14 protein-coding genes are annotated in these 24,229 nt (G+C 44.2%); all 14 read left to right on the top strand.

Going from position 1 to position 24,229, the window contains the following annotated elements; genetic code table 11:
• Positions 1-31: 31 nt before the first annotated feature.
• The gene (locus HY960_15040; protein MBI5217069.1) at positions 32-3,157 is read left to right on the top strand and encodes an ATP-binding protein; all 3,126 of its coding nucleotides are present in this window, start codon (positions 32-34) and stop codon (positions 3,155-3,157) included.
• 78 nt (positions 3,158-3,235) lie between these two features.
• A complete protein-coding gene (locus tag HY960_15035) occupies positions 3,236-3,877 on the top strand; it encodes a response regulator transcription factor (protein ID MBI5217068.1) in 642 nt (213 codons plus the stop codon).
• 282 nt (positions 3,878-4,159) lie between these two features.
• Positions 4,160-6,403, top strand: a complete 2,244-nt coding sequence (locus HY960_15030; protein ID MBI5217067.1) for a hypothetical protein — start codon at positions 4,160-4,162, stop codon at positions 6,401-6,403.
• Positions 6,404-6,504: 101 nt separating this feature from the next.
• Positions 6,505-7,524 carry a hypothetical protein gene (locus HY960_15025; GenBank protein MBI5217066.1) on the top strand — a complete coding sequence of 340 codons (1,020 nt, stop codon included), beginning with the start codon at positions 6,505-6,507 and terminating at the stop codon, positions 7,522-7,524.
• Positions 7,525-7,564: 40 nt separating this feature from the next.
• Positions 7,565-8,812, top strand: a complete 1,248-nt coding sequence (locus HY960_15020) for a hypothetical protein (GenBank protein MBI5217065.1) — start codon at positions 7,565-7,567, stop codon at positions 8,810-8,812.
• A 50-nt stretch (positions 8,813-8,862) separates the two neighbouring features.
• Positions 8,863-10,296 (top strand): T9SS type A sorting domain-containing protein, encoded by a 1,434-nt coding sequence (locus HY960_15015; protein ID MBI5217064.1) that lies wholly within the window; start codon positions 8,863-8,865, stop codon positions 10,294-10,296.
• 406 nt (positions 10,297-10,702) lie between these two features.
• Complete coding sequence (locus HY960_15010; GenBank protein MBI5217063.1) at positions 10,703-12,115, top strand: Glu/Leu/Phe/Val dehydrogenase; 1,413 nt, start codon at positions 10,703-10,705, stop codon at positions 12,113-12,115.
• Between the two features lie 199 nt (positions 12,116-12,314).
• Positions 12,315-13,676, top strand: coding sequence for an NADP-specific glutamate dehydrogenase (gdhA, locus tag HY960_15005; protein ID MBI5217062.1), 1,362 nt, complete (start codon positions 12,315-12,317; stop codon positions 13,674-13,676).
• A 185-nt stretch (positions 13,677-13,861) separates the two neighbouring features.
• Positions 13,862-14,356 (top strand): hypothetical protein, encoded by a 495-nt coding sequence (locus HY960_15000; protein ID MBI5217061.1) that lies wholly within the window; start codon positions 13,862-13,864, stop codon positions 14,354-14,356.
• Positions 14,357-14,524: 168 nt separating this feature from the next.
• A complete protein-coding gene (locus HY960_14995) occupies positions 14,525-17,431 on the top strand; it encodes a histidine kinase (GenBank protein MBI5217060.1) in 2,907 nt (968 codons plus the stop codon).
• 1 nt (position 17,432) lies between these two features.
• Entirely contained in the window at positions 17,433-17,630 is a 198-nt protein-coding gene (locus HY960_14990; GenBank protein ID MBI5217059.1) for a hypothetical protein, read from the top strand.
• A 4-nt stretch (positions 17,631-17,634) separates the two neighbouring features.
• Positions 17,635-18,882, top strand: coding sequence for a Glu/Leu/Phe/Val dehydrogenase (locus HY960_14985; protein ID MBI5217058.1), 1,248 nt, complete (start codon positions 17,635-17,637; stop codon positions 18,880-18,882).
• 79 nt (positions 18,883-18,961) lie between these two features.
• Positions 18,962-19,876: a cation transporter gene (locus HY960_14980; GenBank protein MBI5217057.1), complete on the top strand. Its 915-nt coding sequence runs from the start codon at positions 18,962-18,964 to the stop codon at positions 19,874-19,876.
• A gap of 378 nt (positions 19,877-20,254) precedes the next feature.
• Positions 20,255-24,229: hypothetical protein (locus HY960_14975; GenBank protein ID MBI5217056.1), on the top strand; the 3,975-nt coding region annotated here is incomplete at its 3' end.

Genomic DNA, 24,229 nt, shown 5'->3' with positions numbered 1-24,229 from the left:
CTATTGTTGAAAACATGCTTACCTTTGTCCCATGAGAATCAAAGCGCTTGTTCTTCTAAGTTTTTTTTTGGTGATTGCCGCGTCTGCTCAATTTGAAAATATTCATTTCGAGCATCTGACGGTTGAGGACGGATTGTCTCAAAATACCGTGCTGAATATTTTTCAAGACAGCGAGGGATTTCTGTGGTTTGGAACACAGGACGGATTAAATAGGTACGACGGATTTACGTTCACAACATTCAAAACACATCCCGCGGACTCGACTTCCATTTCCGATAATTTTGTTCGACGAATTTATGAAGACCGCTCAGGAAATTTGTGGTTCGGAACACTGACCGGATTGAATAAATACAAAAGAGCAACTCAATCCTTCACCCGATTTCTCCCCAATGCGACAAAAAAATCAAGCCTGTTATCAGGCGACATCATGGCGATTCATCAAGATAGAGAGGGATTGTTGTGGATTGGAACGAAGAACGGAGGATTGCACAAACTCGATATTCAAACAAATCTTGTCACTTCATTTAATATGGAATCGTTCAAGTCAACCGAATATTCTGTAATGGCAATGTATGAGGACGACAACGAGGTGTTGTGGCTGGGAACATCGAAAGGATTGTACATGCTTAACAAAGAGCGTACGGCGTTCATGAATCTTGGAATTCCAACAGAACAGCCGGGAGATAATATGGTGTACTCGATTGTGGAAGAACATTCCGGAACTGAGAGAATTCTCTGGCTAGGTACTACATCGGGCGGGCTTGTGAAATATGTCCCTTCATCAAAAGTGTTTACACGGTTTTCGAATCAGGGAGAAACACAGAATACGTTGAAGGGCAACAGAGTCTGGTCAATGTGCAAGGACAGGAATGGAATGTTGTGGCTTGGCACCGACCAAGGAGTAAATATTTTCGATACGAGGAAAGAGAAATTTACATTTGTCGGGCATACCCCCGATAAACCGGGAGCGTTGAGTGCGAATCAAATACTTTCCGTGTTTGAGGATAAGTCGGGAGTAATCTGGTTGGGAGCGTTGAACGGCGGAGTGAACAAATATAACAGAAGAAGCGAACGGTTCGGACATATTCTTCGCGACCCGATGAATCCGAAAAGTCTGAGTCATAATTCTGTCTGGTGTTTTCTTGAAGATGACAAGAAAAATCTTTGGGTGGGAACGGAAGGAGGAGTGAGTGTTTTTTCTGCTGATGGAGAGTTAGAGACAATCTACAAACATGATGAAAGAAATTCCCGGAGTTTAAGTTTTGATGTTGCGGTGACGATGTGTCAGGATAGGAAAGGAAATATCTGGGTTGGTACACGCGGCGGCGGTTTGAATCTGTTTGATGAACAGAGCAAATCGTTTCGCCGGATTCAGGAAGTTCAATCAAAGGCGAACGGATTAAGTTCAAATCAAATCATCGTCAGTTATGAAGATAAAGCGGGGACGATATGGTTCGGAGCGGATGGTGGCGGTTTGATAAAGATGTTGCCGTTCGATGGAGACATCAGGAAAACAGAATTGAAATTCAAGACCTACAGAAATAATCCGGCAGATAGTACAAGTATAAGTAATGATGTCATCGGATTTATTTATGAAGACAAATCGGGTTCGTTCTGGATTGGAACTATTGGCGGGGGACTGAACAAGATGAATCGGGCGAATGGAACATTTACGCGCTTTCAACACAATCCGAGTGATTCAAACAGTCTCAGCAACAATATTGTCACGTCAATCTATGAAGATGCGAAAGGAATTCTTTGGCTCGGAACGGGAGCCGGATTGAACCGTTTCGACCCGACGACTCAACAATTCAACCATTACACGGAAGCCGATGGTTTACCGAACGATTTCATTTATGGAATACTTCCGGATGATGACGGGAATCTCTGGCTTAGTACGAACAGGGGAATTTCAAGATTCATCATTTCCAATCTTACTGTGCAGGAAGACCGCACTCTCCTGAAAAAGCGATTCAGGAATTTTGATATTTATGACGGACTGCAGGGATACGAGTTCAATGCGAATGCGTATTATCGTTCATCGTCAGGGGAATTGTTCTTCGGCGGTCCGAACGGTTTCAACAGATTTTTTCCGAATCGTATAAAAGATAATCAGAATATTCCCTCGGTTGTTGTCACTTCGTTTCGTCGGCTTGATAAATTAGAAGAAGGATGGAGCCCGGGTAGGGAAGCGACAGTCGAGTTATCTCACACAGATTATTTTTTCTCGTTTGAATTTGTCGCTTTGGATTTTACCGACCCAATCACAAATCAATTTCAATACATGATGGAAGGCTTCGATGAATTTTGGATTGATGCAGGAACCCGGCGCTATGTAACGTACACAAATCTCGATGCGGGAACGTATGTGTTCCGTGTACGCGGTTCAAACAATGATGGTGTGTGGAATGAACGTGGCACTTCAGTGAAGGTGATTATCAATCCTCCGTTTTGGCAAATGTGGTGGTTTGCTCTTCTTGTCATTCTTTTCATTGTTTCGATATTGTATCTGATGTATCGTTACCGTCTCGGACAGATTCATAAAATCGAACACTTGCGCGTGCGGCTCGCTTCCGATTTACATGATGAACTTGCAACGAACCTTAGTAGCATTGCAATGTTCGGGGAGTTGCTTCAGAAATCAGAATCACTCGATGAGCAAACGAAATCGAATTTGCATGAACGCATTGTTTCCCTTTCGAGAGAGTCGGTCAATTCCATCCGCGAAATTATTTGGACGATTGACCCGAAGCCGGATAAACTTCACACGTTGCTTCTCAGGTTTCGGGATTTAATTCAGTTCACTTGCCATGCAAGGAATATCGAGTTGGTCTTTGAGATTCCTCCAAAGGAAGAAATCGCAACCGTGTTTTTATCATCCGAGGTACGAAAAGAATTTTGGTTGATGATCAAAGAAGCAGTAAACAATACCGTTAAGCACGCCAACTGCACGCAGATTACTTTGCAGGCGACTTATGATGCTGGGTTGATAACCATAAGAATAAGGGATAATGGCGCAGGGTTCGACCCGAAACGAACATTCCGGGGGAAAGGACTTGCTAATATGCTCATGCGAGCGAACAATCTGAATGGTTCTTTCGATATCGTCTCTGAAAAAGGGAAGGGAACGACCATAATAATTACCGCGAGAACATAAAATAGAACATTTGTTCTATTGTTTCCCAAGCAAGGATGAAATATCTTACCACATCATTTTCCACACACACAAAGTTTAATGTCAATTTCCGTTGCAATAGTAGAAGATAATCCCGACTACAGGTTAGGAACATCCATGATGCTCACAAACTCCCGAAAATTTCAGGTTGTCGGTGAGTATGAACAGGCTGAACCATTAATTGAAAATTTCGATGAAGTTTCTCCCGATGTTGTATTGATGGACATCGGACTTCCGGGAATTTCCGGAATTGAAGCCGCGGCACGATTGAAGCGGGAATATCCGTATGTTCAAATCATCATGCTCACCGTGTATGATGATGACGAAAAAGTTTTTCAGGCAATATGCGCTGGTGCAAGCGGGTATGTTTCCAAAAATGTCAACGCGGAAAAATTAGTTGAGGCGGTGGAGGATGCGTTCGACGGAGGTACGCCCATCTCGCCTCATATTGCAAGTAAAGTTCTTCAAATGTTTAAAGAGAATTTACCGACAAAGCATGTGAATTACTCGCTCACGAAACGCGAACTGAAAGTGCTTGAGCATCTTGTGCAGGGAGACGATTATAAAACTATCGCGGACAAATTATTTCTCAGCAACTACACAGTCCGCGCTCACACGCGAAACATCTATGATAAACTCCATGTTCATTCAAAATCTCAGGCGGTGGCAAAGGCGTTGAAGGAGAATCTTCTTTCTGCTTAAATGGTTACTTGGAGATTCGTTACTTCGTAAATCGTGATTAGTTAATTAGTGAATCGTTCCTTTTTGTTTTCGTCTTCACAGTTCACTATTCACGAATCATGACTCACGAATCACTACTCACCAATTAACCACTCACTATTCACAAACATTCCAATGTTCTATTTTCAAAAAATAGAACATTTGTTCTATTGATTTAAACTCAAGCAGTTCCTATCTTTACATCGTCATAAATAATTTTACTGAACTATTATCCACTATCTATAACTCATAGGAGTTACTATTATGAAACAATTGTTCATTTTTACTTTTTTACTTTTTCTCTCTCTTTCTGCGGTGCAGGCACAGTTGCCCACAAAGTTGAATCAGCAGGGATTCCTCACGGATACGGCAGGTGTGCCTTTGAATGGTATTTTCAATATGACATTCAATTTGTACACGGATACAACTGCGGGGACGTTGATGTTTACACAGACTATTCCGGGTGTTCCGGTAAATAAGGGGGCTTATTCAGTCAATCTTGATGTTTCAACGGTAAGTTTTAACCAACAACTCTGGATGGAAACGCAGGTCGGTAGTTCAACGCTTGCTCCAAGAATACGACTTACCGATGCGCCATATGCAATGAATTCATTGTTTCTGTTAGGTCCGAATAGCGAAGCAACCGGAACTGCATCAATCGCAGGGGGTAGTAACAACAGAGCGCGAGGAGCGTTCTCCGTTATCAGCGGTGGTGGCGGCGCAACTGCAGGAGATTCAAATTCGACCACAGGTAGTTTTGCCACTATCGGGGGAGGGAAAGGAAACGAAGCAAGCGGTTCATCAGTTGTTGGAGGTGGGCAATACAATGACGCAACAGGAAATTCATCCACCATTGCAGGCGGATACATGAACGTTGCAAGTGGCGCTCAATCAACAATCGGCGGTGGTTGGACAAATACAGCAAGCGGAGTACAAGCAACGGTTGCCGGCGGTGATGGAAATACCGCCTCTGGAAATAAATCAACGGTTGGAGGCGGTGAAGGAAATGATGCTACTGTCAATCAATCGGTAGTTGCAGGTGGAGGATTCAATGAAGCGACGGGAACGAGTTCGTTTGTTGGTGGTGGCAGGTATAATAATGCAAGAGGAAATTATTCGTCTGTGCTTGGCGGCGGTGGTGCATCGCTATCAGATTCAAATTCAGCCTCCGGAACATACTCTGCGGTTGCAGGAGGTCATGCAAATATTGCATCAGGTAATTCCTCGTTTGCAGCGGGAAGATATGCAAAAGCAGAAGATGATGGCAGTTTTGTCTGGAATAGCAGCACGAGTAGTTTTAGTTCTTCTGATTCTCTGCAATTTCTTATCAATGCAGCAAACGGCGTAGGGATAAACACGGGTTCTCCTGAAAGTGAATTGCATATAGAAAACAGTACGAACACTGCGGGAAATTCAGCCACGCTTGAATTAGAAGCAGCCGGATTAAATGTAGATGCCGACGCGACAATTATTTTCAACATTGGAAAAGATGTTTTGGTGACAGACCAAACGAAATGGAGTCTCGGCTTAGATGATACAAACAATGAATTTGTCCTGAGTAAAGATGATAGTCTTGAGAATAATCAATTATTCAAAATTGCAAGCGACGGTACCACCGACATTTATAATTCGGATGGAATCAGCGCTGTGCAGATTCTTGCAGAAGACGGTTCAACAGGCGCTCAGTTGAAACTTCGGGAGAAAACAGGAAATACATCTATTACAATTATGGCAGAAGAGAGTGTAGCAGACGGCGGCGCGCTCATTAAGATGTATGATGGTGCAACACATAAAACGATTGACCTTGATGCAAATTACAATGATTTGGGGGGAAGAATTGCATTGGCAGAAAGCGATGCAACACAAACCATCATTCTCACTGCTCAGGAAGGTTCAAGTTCCGGCGGTGCACAAATAGAAATGAAAAGAGAAGATGGAACTACGACCTTTGTGTTTGATGCTCAGGAAGGGACCCAGGGTGCAGTTTTGGAAATGTATAATAGTACAGGGACTAAGACTATAGACATTGATGCGGATTATAACGGAACGGGTGAGAGTCGCGTGACCACACAAGTTTTGGAAATTACAGGTGGCTCAGATCTTGCAGAACCATTTGAAATCACCGGTTCAGAGATTGTGGAAGCAGGTATGGTAGTTTCAATTGATGAAATACATTCAGGCAACCTCAAACTTAGTGACAAGTCTTATGATACTAAAGTAGCGGGAGTTATCAGCGGAGCGGGCGGAGTCAAACCGGGAATTACTTTAAATCAACGCGAAGTATTTGTGAACGGTCGTAATGTTGCGATGAGCGGGCGAGTGTATTGTTATGTTGACGCAAGCACTTCTCCGATAGCTCCAGGAGACTTGCTTACAACATCTGATGTGCCGGGATATGCCATGAAGGCGATTAATAAAGAGGAATCTCATGGAGCAATTATTGGTAAAGCTATGTCTTCACTAAAAGAAGGCAGGGGATTAGTTCTGGTTCTGGTGAATTTGCAATAGTAATTTTGCAGAAAGAAAACTTTATGAATTGCAAAATTGCTACAAAGAATCTGTTAAAAATTATGTTCCTTTGTTTGATAGGATTTGGAACACAATCTTTTATGCCGGTTTCTGCATTAAGTCAATGGGAAGAATGTAGAACTCCAATTCCGAAAGCACAGATTGAAAGGGAATTGCAACGTATTGCCAGCAATACGTTGCCGTCATTTTTTTCGATGGTTTCTTATCCATATCATATCCCGGTAAGTATCCATGTCGTAAGGTTTTCGGATGGCACAGGCGGGATGTCGGTCTCCGACGTAAATCTCGCTATGCAGATTTTAAATTCCGAGTTTGAGGAGATGGATATGATTTTTTTTCAGCATGGAAGTATTGATTATATCAATAGTGACTATTTTCACACGGTTCCGGATAGTGAAGAATTAGAGGATGAACTGCGAGATGTGAATTTCGTATCGAACACAGTAAACCTATACTTCACTAATCTGACTAATAAATGCGGGAGTAGCGCGTTTACCTTCAGTACATTTCAAGGAATATTGATTGATAGTTCTTGTGCAACGAATCCTTCTTCAACTCCGCATGAAGTTGGGCACCACTTTGATTTATACCATACGCATGAAGATGCTGTTGGAATTGAGTGTCCGGATGGAAGCCATTGCGGATCGCGTGGTGATTTAGTCTGTGACACCCCAGCCGACCCGGGACAATCCGGTAGAGTTGATACCGCAACCTGCACCTATGATAACTCTGCGTCGCCGCCTGCCGAGTGTGATGCCACCCCATATTCTCCTCAAGTGAACAATATGATGTCGTATGCACCGAAGGATTGCAGAACGGATTTCACTTCAGGACAACGCGAGCGTGCGTTAAATACATTGACATCGGATAGAACCAATCTCTATACAAGAACGATCTATGTGGATGGCTCTTCTTCCGGATTAGAAAACGGAACACCGGAAAAACCGTACGACACACTTTCAGAAGGTATCACGGATGTATCATCAGGGAATTATTTGATTGTAAATTCCGGAAATTATGCCGGTGCGATTACAATCAGCAAAAGTTTGAAGTTGAGGAAATGGAATACAACGTCCTCCAATGTTATTATTGGTAAATAATACTCACATGAAATCAAGTAATCATTAATAAAGATTATCCATGAACAAATTCTCTATCTCGAAGTTGACCAAATTACTCTTGGTGATGGCTGTTGCAACACAATTTTTGTTTGGTCAGCAACAAAAAGTTCCGACAGAAATCAATGTAGAAATTGATTGGATGGATGATGGTGTACATTCACATCGTCCCTCACAAAGCGAGATTGATGCTGTTATCCAAATGTTCGCTTGTCAGGGAATTACATTAAACGTTGATATTAGTAACAATGTAGGACATACGAACACTCTTAGACGTGACCCGGGGAACGCGAATAATTTCTTTGGTTATGATGGAACGAATGGGTTCAAAAATTTCAAAGATGCTAACGCTAACCATGGAAACGGTTGGCATTATTGTCTTTTTGGACATGATTATGAAGATGAAACCTACACAGCGACAAGTTCCTCAGGATTAGCGGAACGACCGGGTAATGATTTAGTCGTTACGCTCGGTTCATGGGGCGGTAATATTGGTTCAGGCTTTGAGAGGGCTGCAACGTTCGCGCATGAATTAGGACATAATTTGGGACTTAAACATTCTGGTTCAATGAATGAGTCGAATGTCGGTTCATATTTACTGACTTTGGGTAGTGTCATGAGTTATCGGTATCAAGTTATGGGTGTAAAAAATATTTTAGAATGTCTTGGATTAGCAAGAATGGAAACACACCCGTATAAGAACATTGATTATTCACATGGTCGAATTTGTAGTATTGATGAAGATAATTTAGACGAGGATTTCGGGATGGGGTTTGTATCTGTGGACTGGAATTGTTCGGGTGTTATAGGCGCTACGGGTGTTCAGAGAGATTTAAGTAATAATACAGATAATGATTATGGTTGGTGTAATCAAACAGGGGCGGACAAACGAATGATTGATGATTATAACGAGTGGAATAATATTAGTGATGTAGCAATGATGAAGGAGGGGGCTTACCAATCAAGTACAATAAGTTGTATTACATACGAGGAGTCGAAAATGGTAGCTTCATCTTTTTCTTGTACTCAACCTACAGTCGTGTCTGAATCATGCAACGGGAAAGGAATTTTTTATACAGACTACGATACAATGAGAACAATATATACCGGAGATTGTAGTTTACCGTTTCCAACAATTACCAGCGCTCAAACATACACATCGTCGGGTGATTACATTTTTTTATATCCGGGAAACTATCCTGAAAAAACACTCATCCTCAATAAGATGAGAACATATTCGGGACCCGGAACAATCATCGTCGGCAAATAAATATTCAGTTATCAATTGCTATGAACAATAATACAAATATAGGTAAAGCGATGAAAGCAACAACCTTGATTCTCATATTAATACTTTGTGCTTTATTAACAGCTGATACGTTGCAAGCACAATTGATAAGACAGTCAAAAGCCATGATAGGTGCGTCGAGTGGTTTTTCCAAGTCTTCTCAATTTCAAATGAATGTTTCTGTCGGTCAACCCATCTCCGGCACCAGTGCATCCTCTCAATTCCGGCAAGGTGTTGGTTTTTGGAATGGTGATGGCGGCGGAGGACAACCCCCGATTCCTCTCATGTTCTATAATGATGGATGGAATATGGTTTCCGTTCCGTTTGTTGTACCAAATTATTCCAAGTCATTTATTTTCCCGACATCTTCATCAAGCGCATTCTCGTACCAAGGCGGTTATCAGCAACAGGATACACTCAAGCATGGCGTAGGATATTGGTTGAAGTTTCCGGGAAATCAGGCATTACCGTTACAAGGCGGTCCCAGAAACAGTGACACACTCGAACTTGCCGATAATTGGAATATGATTGGCGCTACTTCAATACCGGTTGATACCGCGAACATTATCCAGGTTCCGGAGAATCTTATATCAACTAATTATTTCGGATACAACTCCGGATATTTTGCAACCAATATCATCGAACCGGGAAAAGCATACTGGGTGAAAGCAAAAGGAGTAGGTTCCATCATTTTAAAAGATGTCGCACCACCACCCAATTCATTTACATCGCAACAACTTCCAGCCCATCGGGAGGAAATGGTTGAAGAAGCCCTGAACACAATTTCGTTCACGGTAAATGATGATGCATCTTCGAGCAGAGGAAAACAACAGGTTTTACAGTTTGGTTTTGAAACGGGAGAAAAAATGAATTTGGAGAAATTCGAATTGCCGCCTGTTCCTCCGGTCGGAGCGTTCGACATTCGTTTTGCGTCGAACAGATTGGTAGAGATACTTCCATCACGAATACAGGAACCTGTCGAACTTCCGGTTCGATTTCAGACAAACAATTTGCCGATAACTGTAACGATGAGTTTGAAACATCAGGATGAGGTAAAATATTCTCTTGTTGAACGTGAAGGAAAAAAGATGGTAGCCTTTCACAAACTCGAACAAAATCGTTCGCTTACAATTTCAATTAATGAAGATAAAAAATATTTCCTGAGAGTTGAATCTGTTCCGAAGGAATTTTTTCTCCACCAAAATTATCCGAATCCGTTTAACCCTGTTACAACAATTCGTTTTGACTTGCCTTCTCCCGCAACGGTAACGCTTCAGATGTTCAACATTCTCGGACAAGAAGTTGCAACTGAACTACACAAACGGGAGATGGAAGAAGGTCAACACGCAATTGATTTCGATGCTAGCTTGCTTCCGACAGGCTTATATTTCTACCGAATCAATGTGCTGAGTATATCAAATGGAAAACACTTTCAGGATACGAAGACGATGATGCTGGTGAAGTAATGATTGGTAAAACGGTTAACTTGTTAATTGGTTAAATGGTCTACGACTCGTAGAGTGAGTAGTGATTCGATGATTATTGAATAGAGAATCGTTCTACTTCTGTTTCCGTTCTTACGAATCACAACTCACTACTCACCAATCGCCCACTCACCACCCACATTTTCATCTTTCACTCATGAAAACCTAAATCCTCTTTCTTCTCAGTCCTGAGATAGATGCAAAAACATACAGTCTCTATCAAATCTAAAGTTGAATTTGCATCTGGCATACAAATTGACGATTTTCAGGGCGTTTATGGTCAATCACCCAAAGGCATTGCCTGAATGACGACAACTTTTTTGACCTCATCCGCCGTCCGGTGGATGCCTTACCTTTTTTCTCACCATTTATTTTTAAATCACAATTTATGTCAATGAACGAAACCAGTTTTTTTGGAGATGTTGTCCGCAATTTTGATAACGCGGCACAGTATCTCGATTACCCGAAAGGTCTGTTAGAGCAGATCAAAGTATGTAACAGTGTCTATCATTTTAAGTTTCCTGTTGAGACGGATGAAGGCTATCAGGTCATTTCCGCGTGGCGTGTGGAACACAGTCAGCACAAGTCGCCGACGAAAGGGGGCATCCGTTACAATGAAGACGTGAATGAGGACGAAGTAATGGCTCTCGCCGCGTTGATGACGTACAAGTGCGCGGTTGTTGATGTTCCGTTTGGTGGAGCGAAAGGTGGAATCAAAATCAATCCCAAAGAATATTCTGTCTCACAACTCCAAAGAATTACGCGTCGTTATACGGCGGAACTTGTGAAGAAAAATTTTATCGGACCCGGCATTGATGTTCCCGCTCCTGATTACGGAACGGGCGAGCGTGAGATGGCATGGATGGCTGACACCTACGGGGCGTTGAATCCCGGACAGATTGATGCTGCCGCCTGCGTAACAGGAAAACCAATCAGCCAAGGTGGCATTCGCGGGCGACGTGAAGCAACAGGTCGCGGTGTGTTCTTCGCAGTCCGTGAAGCATGTAACAATAAAGAAGATATGAAGAAATTCGGACTCACTCCCGGATTGGAAGGAAAGCGAGTCGTTGTTCAGGGACTTGGGAACGTCGGTTATCATGCGGCAAAGTTTATTCAGGAAGGTGGCGGTATTATTGTCGGATTGTCTGAGTATGAAGGAGCGATTTACAATCCGAAAGGATTGGATGTTGAAGCGGTGATGAAGCATCGAAAAAACACACGCTCAATTCTCAGTTTCCCCGGAGCGACAAATATTCCGCATTCGAAGGAAGCGCTTGAACTTGATTGCGATATCCTTATTCCTGCCGCGCTCGAAAAACAAATCACAGCAGAAAATGCAGACCGGATCAAAGCAAGGATAATCGGCGAAGGCGCAAACGGACCGACGAGTTCGGACGCAGAAGAGATTTTGGTGGCAAAAGGAATTCTCGTCATTCCTGACATGTATTGTAACGCAGGCGGCGTCACAGTTTCGTATTTTGAATGGTTGAAAAATCTTCAGCATGTTCGCATGGGAAGAATGGCAAAACGCTACACGGAAAGTTCGTACGGTCAACTTGTTTCTGTCATTGAAAAACTCACAGGTGAATCATTCACTCCTTCAGAACGTGAGCGAATTATTCAGGGTCCCGATGAAGAAGCGCTCGTGAACTCAGGTCTTGAAGACACAATGATAGGCGCGTACAACGAAATCCGTGAGCGATGGAAACAGCACAAGGGTGTGAGTATGAGAACAGCGGCATTCATCAGTTCGATTGATAAGATTGCGAAGTCGTATTTAGAGATGGGGATTTTCCCGTAGAAAAAACTTCTTTTTTCTTAGAAAATTTCCAAATACTTCTTCATTCAATATTCGATATTCATTATTCGTGATTATAATAATGTCGAATATCGAATAATAAATGATAAATGAAAAAGTGTGTGTATTAAGAAATAAAGAAATCTAATTATTTTAACAAACTAACAACCAGTCCACAAACTAACAGGAAATAAATATGTCCATGACAAGTTATGCTGACCATCTTCTGGCATCGGTCAAAGCGAAAAATCCGGCGGAGCCAGAATTCCATCAGGCAGTTCAGGAAGTTGTTGAATCCCTGACGCTCGTGTTGGATCGTTACCCGGAATATCGAACTCACAAAATTCTTGAACGCATCATTGAACCGGAGCGCGTACTGATGTTCCGTGTTCCGTGGATGGACGACCAAGGTGAAATTCATGTCAACCGCGGATTCCGCATTGAGATGAACAGTGCTATCGGTCCGTACAAAGGCGGATTGCGTTTTCATCCTTCCGTGAATCTTGGTATCCTCAAGTTTCTTGCCTTCGAGCAGGTGTTCAAAAATTCTCTCACCACGCTTCCGATGGGCGGCGGTAAAGGCGGTTCCGATTTCGACCCGAAAGGAAAGAGCGATAACGAAGTGATGCGATTCTGCCAGAGTTTTATGAGTGAATTGTATCGTCACATCGGACCGGACACCGACGTTCCTGCAGGAGATATTGGTGTCGGCGGACGTGAAATCGGTTTCTTATTCGGTCAATACAAAAAACTCCGCAACGAGTTCACCGGCGTTCTTACAGGCAAAGGGTTGAACTGGGGCGGTTCGCTTATTCGTCCGGAAGCAACGGGTTATGGCGCTGTCTATTTCGCACAGGAAATGTTGGGCACGCGTAAGCAAACCTTACAAGGAAAAACCTGTCTCGTCTCCGGAAGCGGAAATGTTTCTCAATACACAGCAGAAAAATTGATTGAACTCGGAGCGAAGGTTGTCACCTTCTCCGATTCGAATGGCTATGTGTATGACGAAGCAGGAATTGACAGAAAGAAACTCGACTTCATTATGGAATTGAAGAATGTGAAGCGCGGAAGAATGAAGGAATACGCCGATGCACACAAAGGCGTTGTCTATTATCCGGTTGATGCGAAACTCGATTACAACCCGTTGTGGAACCACAAAGCGGATTGCGCATTCCCGAGTGCGACACAAAACGAAATCAATGGCAAGGATGCCGCGAACCTGTTGAAGAACGGTGTCTATTGTGTTGCCGAAGGTGCAAACATGCCGACAACGATTGATGGTGTGAAGCACTTCCTTGATGCAAAGATTCTCTACGGTCCTGGAAAAGCCGCCAATGCAGGTGGAGTTTCTACGTCAGGACTTGAGATGTCGCAGAACAGTATGCGCCTTGGCTGGTCGCGTGAAGAAGTTGACCAACGACTCCACGGGATTATGAAGAACATCCACAAGAACTGCTATGAAACAGCAGAACGCTTTGGAACGCCGGGCAATTATGTAAACGGCGCCAACATTGCAGGCTTCCTCAAAGTCGCCGATGCGATGCTCGACCAAGGATTAGTCTAAACTCCTACTTGTGTTAGAATAATAAATGCCACTTGCCGGTGAGGTGAGTGGCATTTTTTTATCAATACAACAGATTCAAGGATAGAAAAAAAATCAAAAAAGTGATGATAGAAATTGTTCTTCTTCAAATAGATTCTTACCTTTAGCCCACGAAAAATTATCATGAAACTATGTGGAGAATCTGTATGAATATTCGGGCAACTTTGCTCATTATGGTTATTGCTTTTCTCTTTCTCCTCGGTTGTGAGACTGAAGATGAGAGCGAACTTACCGGAACGACGCGCTCGTCCTATTCGCTGAGGGATGTCTATTGGACAAACCGTCCCGATGCTGACCGGGACGGATACACGACATCAGGAACGCTAAATGTCGAAGTTGATGTCGGCAAAAATGTCACAAGGGAAATTACCGTCCGATTGTTTACGAAGTTTGCGAACGAAACATCATGGACTTTTGTCATGGATAAAACCGTCAATGTGTTCGGAAGCAGGAACGATGCAATCAGGTTCAGCGGTATCGCTTCACAAAATTATTATGGTCTGTATGATTTCCGCCTGATTATTGCCGGATGGAACGGAGGGACGCTCGAATGGAACACAGAAGTCATCCCCGGCGACGATGCGGATTTGAATCATCAAAAATTTGAATATGGATACGAAGACCTTCGGTATGAACCTTGAATCTCGATGTTGATATTTCATCCTGAAATCAAAAACTTCAAACCACAAACCGGAAACCTCAAGCCTTTTACACTCGACCCTTGACCGTTAAACCAAGAAATGAAATCACCCGACCAACTGTGGATAGAACATGGTTACGGTACGCGCTTTCAGGGATTTCAAAATCTCATGCGACTCCGTATCCGCGATGTGTTACTTGTTTCGAGTCTCTACGACTCGTATTTGTTTGAAGAAGACGGACGATTATATGAATTGATTCGGAATGAATATCAGGGATTGAACCTGAGTCACTCACCGGAGTTAACGCGGGTTTCAAGCGGTGCGGAAGCAATCTCGCTTGCGAAAGAGGAGAAGCGATTTGACCTCATTATCACGACGCTCCATATCGAGGACATGCACTCGCTTCAGTTTGCTAAAGCGGCAAGGGCGGCAGGACTAACGATTCCAATCATTCTCCTTGCGTTTGATAACCGCGAACTTGCCGAATTGCTCGCTCACCACGATACCACTGTCTTTGACCGCATCTTCATCTGGCAAGGAGATTTCCGGCTCGTCATTGCCATCATCAAACATCTTGAAGACAGGATGAATGTTGACCACGATACGAAACTTGTCGGTGTTCAGTCAATCATCCTTATAGAAGATAATATTCGATTTTATTCTTCGTACCTTCCCCTCATCTACACAGAAATTCTCAAACAATCTCAACGGCTCATCTCAGAAGGAATCAACCTTTCTCACAGATTTCTCCGGATGCGGGCGCGCCCCAAAATTCTTCTGTGCACAAATTATGAAGAAGCATGGAATTATTTTGAACATTATCAGGAACACATTCTGGGAGTAATTTCCGATGTTGATTTCTACCGAAACGGGCAATCGGATTCGCAAGCGGGATTGGAGTTTGCCCGCAACGTCAAGTCGCGGCAATCGGATATCCCGATTTTACTTCAATCAAACCAACCGGAGAATGAGCAAAAGGCGTACGCGGTAGGTGCATCGTTCGTGCTGAAAGATTCTCCTCTGTTGTTGAATGAGGTCCGGCAATTCATGAACACGTATTTCAGTTTCGGCGATTTTATTTTCCGAACACCGGAAGGAATTGAAGTCGGGCGTTCAAACGATTTACGAACGTTGGAAGAACAACTTCAGGTTGTTCCGGAAGAAAGTCTTCGCTTCCACGGCGAACGAAATCATTTCTCGAACTGGCTGAAAGCGCGAACAGAGTTCTGGCTTGCACAACAACTTCGTCCCCGCAAAGTCGCCGAGTACGCCTCCATCAAAGAACTGCGTGATGATTTAATCAATTCACTCCACTCGTACCGTATCATGCAACAGCGGGGATTGATTACCGATTTTGTGAAAGATACGTTTGACCCTTCGAGCAGTTTTGCCCGCATCGGCGCCGGCTCGCTCGGAGGTAAAGCGCGGGGACTTGGTTTCCTCAACATGCTTATCAATTATTACAGAGTCAGGGAAAAATTTTCGGGAATTCAGATCTACGTCCCTTCGGGCGTTGTCATTGCGACCGAAGTGTTCGACCAATTTTTAGAAGAGAACAACCTCCGCAGTTTTGCGATGAGTTGTTCCGATGACCAGGAAATTACGCGACGGTTTCTTGAAGCGGAAAAATTTCCCGAGCAGATTCTCGGAGAACTTGCCGCGTTTCTCGACATCATCCGTGAGCCGCTTGCGGTTCGTTCATCGAGTTTGCTGGAAGATTCTCAATACCAACCGTTTGCCGGCGTCTATGAAACGTACATGATTCCGAATAACAATCCGAACCCGTTCATCCGCCTCGGCGAATTGATTAACAGCATCAAGCGAGTGTATGCTTCGACGTTTTATCAGGCGGCGAAAGATTACATCAAGGTAACATCGTACCGTCTCGAAGAAGAGAAGATGGCGGTCATCATTCAGAAAATGATTGGCTCGCGTTACCACAATCGTTTCTATCCGAATATTTCCGGCGTGGCAAAATCATATAACTTTTATCCCATCGAACCGCAAGTACCGACCGACGGAACGGTATCGGTTGCGCTCGGTCTTGGAAAAATGGTGGTGGATGGTGGACCGACTGTTCGCTTCTGCCCGAAGTATCCGAACAGAATCCAACAACTTACAACGATTAAAGACACACTTGCAAATAATCAACATGAATTTTTTGCTCTTGATTTAACCGCTCAACTTGATAATGAAATCCACACCTATGATGTCTTGACAAAAACATTCAATCTCGATGTTGCCGAACAAGACGGAACGCTTTCATTTGTCGGCTCCACATACTCGCACGAAAATGACCGCGTCTATGAAGGCATCGCACGACAAGGATTGCGGTTAGTAACGTTCGCTCCGATTTTGAAAAGCAAGTTACTTCCGCTTCCTGAAATTCTGGAATTACTGCTTGACATGGGAACGTGGGGAATGGGAACGCCCGTCGAGATGGAATTTGCAGTGAACATGAATGTGCGACCGGGAAAGTTGAAGGAGTTCGGCGTTCTCCAAATGCGTCCGTTGGTTGTTAGCCGCGAGTTTGAAGAGTTGCATGTTGATGAAATTGATAAGTCAACATTGATTTGCCAAAGTGCGCAAGTGTTGGGAAACGGAAAGATTTCAAACATCTATGATATTGTTGTTGTTGACTTCGATACGTTCGAGCGGGCGAAGAGTCAGGATGTTGCGCGTGAGGTTGGTCAGTTCAACGGCAAACTTGTCGCGGAAGGAAAATCATATTTGCTCATCGGTGTTGGTCGCTGGGGAACGCTCGACCCGTGGCTCGGCATTCCCGTTCGTTGGGACCAAATCTCCGGAGCGAAAGCAATTGTCGAATCGGGCTTTAAGGATTTTGCAGTTGAACCGTCGCAAGGTTCTCATTTCTTCCAAAATCTCACGGCATTTATGATTGGCTATTTTACCGTGAATCCGCACACAAATCAGGGTTTTGTTGATTGGGATTGGTTGAAGTCATTGCCTGCGGTCGAAGAAAAACAGTTTACAAAGCATGTGCAATTCGAGAGTCCTATTGTCGTGAAGATGAATGGACATGAACACAAGGGAATAATTTTAAAACCGGTTTGATATGAACACACAAGAATCTTCTGAGAAAAAAACCAAGGTCTTTGATGCGTGTCCGCACTGCGGGCGGGAGTTAAGTCCGTGGGAAAAAGTTCTGCTTGGCATTGACCGCGCGTTGATGTGCAAGCATTGCTGGTATCGCATAATCCTCAGCGTCAACAACGATGAGAAATCACCCGACACAACGAAGAATAAGGAATGAGAAAATGAAATCGTACAATTCATTTGATGTAGCACAACAACAGGTTCGTGAAGCGGCTCGATTGCTTAATCTGGATGAGGCGACAATCGAACTGTTACTTTGGCCCCAACGAGAATACAAATTTACCGTTCCCGTTCAGATGGATGACGGAACGAAAAAAATTTTTCATGCGTGGAGAATTCAGCACAACTACGCGCGCGGTCCGGCAAAAGGCGGAATCCGATTCCATCCTGATGAAACGGTGGACACGATTCGTGCGCTTGCGGGATGGATGACATGGAAAACTGCTGTTGTTGATTTGCCGCTTGGCGGAGGAAAGGGCGGAGTGAAATGCGACCCGAAAAAAATGTCGGAGCGTGAGTTAGAAAATTTGTCTCGAGGGTATATTCGCGCCGTTGCAGAATACATCGGCATTGACCGCGACATACCTGCACCTGATGTTTATACCAATCCACAGACGATGGCATGGATGATGGATGAATACGAGACAATCATGCATCATCATCAGCCCGGTGTGTTGACAGATAAGCCGTTGCAAATCGGCGGCACGGAAGGACGACGGGATGCGACTGCACGGGGCGGTGTTATCACCGTTCGCGAAGCCTGTCAATCCCTCTGCGTTGACCCGACACGTACGTATGCAATTCAGGGATTTGGCAATGCGGGGCAACGTGCCGCGCTTCTTCATCAGGAAATTCTTGGTGGGGGAAAGTTGATTGCTGTGAGTGATTCGCGCGGGGCGATTTATAATTCTGATGGGCTCAATCCGAAAGAACTTGTCACATATAAGTTAACGACCGGTTCCATTGTTGGCTTTCCCGGAGCGAAACCAATTTCTCATGAAGAAGTGTTGAGCGCGAATGTGGAAGTGTTGTATCCCGCCGCTTTAGAAAATTCAATTCATGAGAAAAACGCATCGAACATCAAAGCGAAAATTGTTTGTGAACTTTCCAATGGTCCGACAACGCCGGATGCGGATTTAATTTTATACAACAACAACATTCACGTTATTCCGGACATTCTTGCAAGCGCAGGCGGTGTAACGGTTTCTTATTTCGAGATGGTGCAGGATAGTTACTCGTATTTCTGGGAAGAGAGTGTCGTTCAGCATCGCCTCGACCAAAAACTGACGAAAGCGTATCACCGTGTTCAGGAAGCAATCAAAGAGAAACAAGTGCATCCCCGACTTGCGGCGATGGTAGTTGGCGTTGCGCGCGTCGCAGAAGCGTGCAAACTACGCGGATGGGTGTAAAAGAATTGATGATTTCTGAATTTCGAATATTGAATAATGAATGTTGAACTAATCATACATCATCAATCGTAAATCGTCAATGACCAAATCAATATCACATCCTGCCGAAAAAGGAATGAAGACAAGTGTTATCGGAATTCTTGTCAACGCAGTGTTAGCCGCTGTAAAAGGAATTACCGGTATCTTTGGAAATTCCTACGCGCTTGTTGCCGATGCGATTGAATCATCGCTCGATGTGTTTAGTTCTGCAATTGTGTGGGGAGGATTAAAGATTTCGACGTTGCCCGCCGATGCCGACCATCCGTACGGACACGGAAAAGCAGAGCCGCTTGCTGGAGCGTTGGTTTCGATTGGATTACTTGCGGGTGCCGTAATCATCATCATCCAAAGTGTTCATGAAATCATTACGCCGCATCATGCACCGGAGCCGTTTACGCTTATTGTTCTCGTGGCGGTAATTCTGACGAAAGAAATATTGTTCCGGTTTGTTATTCGCGTCGGAAAAGAAGTAAACAGTACAGCGGTGAAAGGAGATGCTTGGCATCACCGGAGTGATGCGATTACTTCTGCCGCGGCGGCGGTCGGAATTTCTCTTGCGCTTGTTGGTGGTGAAGGCTATGAAAGCGCGGATGATTATGCAGCGTTATTTGTCTCAGTGATTATTGCAATCAATGCATTCAGAATATTTCGTCCGGCGTTGAACGAAATCATGGATGCCGCGCCTCAACCCGAAATTGAAAACAGTGTTCGCGAGATAGCAGGTAAAGTAGAAGGCGTGATGTGGTTGGAAAAATGCAATGTAAGAAAAATGGGGTTCGATTTTTTTGTTGACCTGCATGTAACCGTAGATGCAACCATCACTGTCCATGAAGGACATGAAGTTGCCCGAAGAGTGAAATCGGCTGTCTGCAAATCGAATGCAAGGATTCTCGATGTTCTGGTTCATATCGAACCGTCGAGTATATCTGAATTTCTTCCAGAATCTCAAAAATAAGACAGTTTCGTATTCTGTCGCCTTCTTGTGATGAATAAATAATCAAACAAAATGACAGAAAAATGTTTTGTTAATTAAAAACTTTTCTTACCTTTTCACCGTCGTGCATTTGCATGATAACGCATAAAGAATATCAAATCAATTCTTTTGTTCTTTAGTTTAAGAACCTTCCTGGACATTTCGAGGATGTCAAACGTTGAAGGTCGATAGTAATATTGTTTTAGTAGCTGGATAGCCTAACCTAACATCCACACCACTCATTCTACTCCAACTACTGTTAAAGAGTTTCTCTATAGAGAATTGTTTCATTAATGAATAATTCTCTTTTATACAATTATGATTCGTTTTTCAACAACAAATTATTTTCAAGGATGTGCTATGAATACTCGTTTTACAATTTTCACCATTATTGTACTTTTCACAATATTCTGTTTCCGCCTGGATGCAGGACAACGGACGGCTGTAGCAAGCAGTAATTGGAGCACCGCTTCTACTTGGTCTCCCTCCGGAGTACCGAGCTCGAGTGATACGGTCAATATTCCAGCAGGATTTACCGTCACCATCGCAACCAACCGGAACGAAGTGTGTGCTTCACTCAACCTCAATTCTAATTCAGGGTCGAGTTCTACTGCTCTCATCTTTTCAAGTTCGACAAGCACTCTAACAGTAACGAATCAAATCATTGTGCGGGGACCAACTGCCGATGCAACGGTTACAACTCTTCAAGTCGGTCCCGGAACACTGACAGCGAATAATAATATTGTGTTCAAAGCGGCAAGCGGCGGCGCCGATACGCGTGTGGCAAAGATGACACTTACGACCGGTACTTGTAATTTTAACCGCGATCTAATTTTTGAAAATACTATTCATCCGGATAGAATTGTTATTGATATGAGCGGCGGGGCAGGAAGAATTAATTTGTTAAGGGTGTTCAGTGCGACCGGTGATTCATCGAAAGGAAATTTGATTGGAGGAACAAGCAGTACGTTTAACTATAAAGGGACGTCAGTTCCGCAAACGGTGCGTATTGGTTCCACATTTCAATATCATCATCTGCTCTTAAACAATACAAGTTCCTCCGGTGCGACACTTGGAAATCAAATTACCACAACGAATGTGACAGGAAATGTCCGGGTTCAGACAGGAATTATGGTGAACGGAGGGTACTTAATTCTCGGCTCTGCTCCTGACACATTTGAAGTTGCAAATGGCGCCACGTTTTATTTGACTGGCGAGAGCAGTTTCCCGAGCGGGTGGACAAATGTTCTCGGAGCGACAAGCACAGTTAGTTATGCAGGGTTAAATCAAACGATTGATAACATTGCAGGCGGGTACGGGCATTTGGAATTTCGAAGCGATAGCGGCACGGTTGTAAAAACACTTCCTGCTTCCGCACTTACCGTTCGCGGTAAATTCACTCTCTTGAAAGGACTTGGAATATCAGTAACCGTCAATGCAAATGAAGCGTTAGCGATTGGCGACTCAGTGAACATTGGGGCAAGTACGACATTTAATGCCGGCACATTCAATCATACTGTCGGAGGGTCATGGATTCGAACAGGAACCTTCAACGCGGGAACTTCAACAATAACGTTCAACGGTTCAAACAATCTTTCCATTGATGCAACAACGTTTTTCAATCTGATAATAAATAAAACAGTCGGCACAGCAACAGCAAAAGGAGATATTACTGCATCGAATGATTTTACTGTGAACGCCGGAACATACAACACCGGAACGAACTTCGGATTGTCTGTTGGAAAAGATTTTACGTTGGCTGGAACGTTCGTTGCCAACGGTAGCGCGATAAGCGTCCCCGGGCAATGGAACAACACCGGTACATTTACAGCGGGAACTTCGACCGTTACGCTTGGAGGTTCATCATCTCAAAATATTGATGCAACATCATTTTATAATTTGATTCTCAATAATACAGCAGGGTTTGTGCTGGACGGAACTATCGGAATCGGCGGAACAGTGACGACGACGAACGGCGAAGTAACAACCGGAGCGTTCATGGTTGACGTAACGAATACGGCATCCGGCGCGGTGTCAATTTCCAACGGTTATGTGAACGGAACGATGAGGCGCGCATTTCCTTCGAGCGCATCAGGAACCTATCTCTTCACCGATGCGAACACGAGTATTTTGCCATCGGCAAATGCTTCAGCCTTGAGTGTAACAATTAACTCCCACAGGAATACTGATGCACCAAGTGATCCTTCTTTATTTGCATTAAAGAGATATTATTCGGTTACACCGTCTGCATCGCTGATGGGAACGCTCCGGTTTGCGTATGCAGAAAGTGAAGTCCGCGTCGGTCAGGTCGAATCCGATTTTCGTCTCTGGCGGTATGATGGATTGCGATGGAGAGATAACGGCGTAAGCAGTTTGAATTCGACCGATAATTGGGTTGAGCAAACCGGCATTTCCACATGGTCCGAATGGACGATTGCCGAACAAGGCGGAACACTCAGCGGAAAGAAAGTTGACGATTTGGATGGTGATGGAGCAATTGATGTCGGTGAACCGGGACTTCAAAACTGGCTGATTCGATTGACATCGAACAGTGTTTCGCTTGATAGCGTGCAGACACAGGCAGATGGTTCTTATTCTTTTGCCGGCTTATATCCGGGACAATATGTTGTAAGTGAAAAAATGGAAACGGGTTATCAGCAAACGTTACCTGTGACTCCTGGAACATATACTATTGATGTTACCAAAGGATTACTTGCCGATAATAAAGACTTCGGAAATTTTGAACTCGGCACGATTAGTGGGATGAAGTTCAACGACATGGATGGCGACGGAATGAAAGACGCGGAAGACACCGGCATCAGCGGCTGGAAGATTTACATAGGCGGCAGTCGTGTTGACTCGACTGTGACGGATTCGAACGGAAATTATTCGTTCGTGAATCTTGCGCAAGGGAATTACACCATCACGGAAGAAGTGCAGAGCGGCTGGTTATTGACAGCGCCTGCTGGCGGAATGTACAGCGAGACAATCACCACGAGCGGCACGGATTTGACCGAAAAGAATTTCGGTAACTTTGAGAAGGTCAGTATCAGTGGGATGAAGTTCAATGATATGGATGGCGACGGAACGAAGGACGAAGGGGACTCAGGACTTTCCGGTTGGAGGATTTATCTGAACGGTTCAGCGACCGATTCAGCGACGACAGATGCGAATGGAAATTATTCATTAACCAACTTAGGACCTGGAACATATACGTTGAGTGAAGGTGTGCAAGCGGGTTGGGTGCAAACCACTGCAAATCCGTCTGCAATTACAACCTCAAGCGGCACGGATGTAAGCGGACAGAACTTCGGCAACTTTGAGAAGGTCAGCATCGGCGGAATGAAGTTCAACGACATGGATGGTGACGGAACGAAAGATGCGGAAGACACCGGACTTTCGGGTTGGAAAATTTATCTCTCCGGTTCAGCGACTGATTCAGCGACTACGGATGCGAATGGTAGTTATACTTTTGTGGAATTAGGACCTGGTACTTATTCGTTGAGTGAGGGGGTGCAAGCGGGTTGGATGCAGACGACAACTAATCCGTCAGCAATTACAACGGCAAGCGGAACGGATGTAACGGAGAAGAACTTCGGGAACTTCGAGCAGGTCAGCATCAGTGGAATGAAGTTCAATGACATGGACGGCGACGGAATGAAGGATGCGGAAGATACAGGTCTTTCAAACTGGAAGATTTATCTCAACGGTTCAGCGACCGATTCCGCTACGACAGATGTTGATGGAAATTATTCATTCACCAACTTAGGACCCGGTACATATTCGTTGAGCGAAGGAGTGCAGAGTGGCTGGCAACAGACGACAAGCAATCCATCAGCGATAACAACTCAAAGCGGAACGGATGTGAGTGGAAAAGACTTCGGGAACTTTGACAAAGTCACCATCAGTGGGATGAAGTTCAACGACGTGGATGGTGACGGAACGAAAGACGCGGAAGATACCGGCATTAGTGGCTGGAAGATTTACCTATCCGGTTCGGCGACAGATTCAACGACGACGGACGTGAATGGAAATTATTCGTTCATCAACTTAGGTCCTGGAACATACTCGTTGAGTGAAGCGGTGCAAAACGGCTGGACACAAACCACGACCAATCCATCCCCGATTACAACATCAAGCGGCACAGATGTGACCGGACAAAACTTTGGCAACATTCAGTTAGGCACGATTAGTGGGATGAAGTTCAACGACATGGACGGAGACGGTGTAAAAGACGAGGGAGATAATGGTGTGAGCGGTTGGAAGATTTATATTGGCGGAGACCGGGTTGATTCGACGACAACAGATGCGAACGGAAATTATTCGTTCGTGAAT

Source organism: Ignavibacteriota bacterium (assembly GCA_016212665.1).
Classification (GTDB): domain Bacteria; phylum Bacteroidota; class Ignavibacteria; order UBA10030; family SZUA-254; genus FW602-bin19.
Note: the sequence above shows the minus strand (reverse complement) of the source record. Positions and strands in the feature narration are given on the sequence as shown.

Bases quoted from the DNA above. Each gene is read 5' to 3' on its own strand.
- HY960_15040 (MBI5217069.1), top strand. From the start codon at position 32: ATGAGAATCAAAGCGCTTGTTCTTCTAAGTTTTTTTTTGGTGATTGCC.
- HY960_15035 (MBI5217068.1), top strand. From the start codon at position 3,236: ATGTCAATTTCCGTTGCAATAGTAGAAGATAATCCCGACTACAGGTTA.
- HY960_15030 (MBI5217067.1), top strand. From the start codon at position 4,160: ATGAAACAATTGTTCATTTTTACTTTTTTACTTTTTCTCTCTCTTTCT.
- HY960_15025 (MBI5217066.1), top strand. From the start codon at position 6,505: ATGCCGGTTTCTGCATTAAGTCAATGGGAAGAATGTAGAACTCCAATT.
- HY960_15020 (MBI5217065.1), top strand. From the start codon at position 7,565: ATGAACAAATTCTCTATCTCGAAGTTGACCAAATTACTCTTGGTGATG.
- HY960_15015 (MBI5217064.1), top strand. From the start codon at position 8,863: ATGAAAGCAACAACCTTGATTCTCATATTAATACTTTGTGCTTTATTA.
- HY960_15010 (MBI5217063.1), top strand. From the start codon at position 10,703: ATGTCAATGAACGAAACCAGTTTTTTTGGAGATGTTGTCCGCAATTTT.
- gdhA (MBI5217062.1), top strand. From the start codon at position 12,315: ATGACAAGTTATGCTGACCATCTTCTGGCATCGGTCAAAGCGAAAAAT.
- HY960_15000 (MBI5217061.1), top strand. From the start codon at position 13,862: ATGAATATTCGGGCAACTTTGCTCATTATGGTTATTGCTTTTCTCTTT.
- HY960_14995 (MBI5217060.1), top strand. From the start codon at position 14,525: ATGCGACTCCGTATCCGCGATGTGTTACTTGTTTCGAGTCTCTACGAC.
- HY960_14990 (MBI5217059.1), top strand. From the start codon at position 17,433: ATGAACACACAAGAATCTTCTGAGAAAAAAACCAAGGTCTTTGATGCG.
- HY960_14985 (MBI5217058.1), top strand. From the start codon at position 17,635: ATGAAATCGTACAATTCATTTGATGTAGCACAACAACAGGTTCGTGAA.
- HY960_14980 (MBI5217057.1), top strand. From the start codon at position 18,962: ATGACCAAATCAATATCACATCCTGCCGAAAAAGGAATGAAGACAAGT.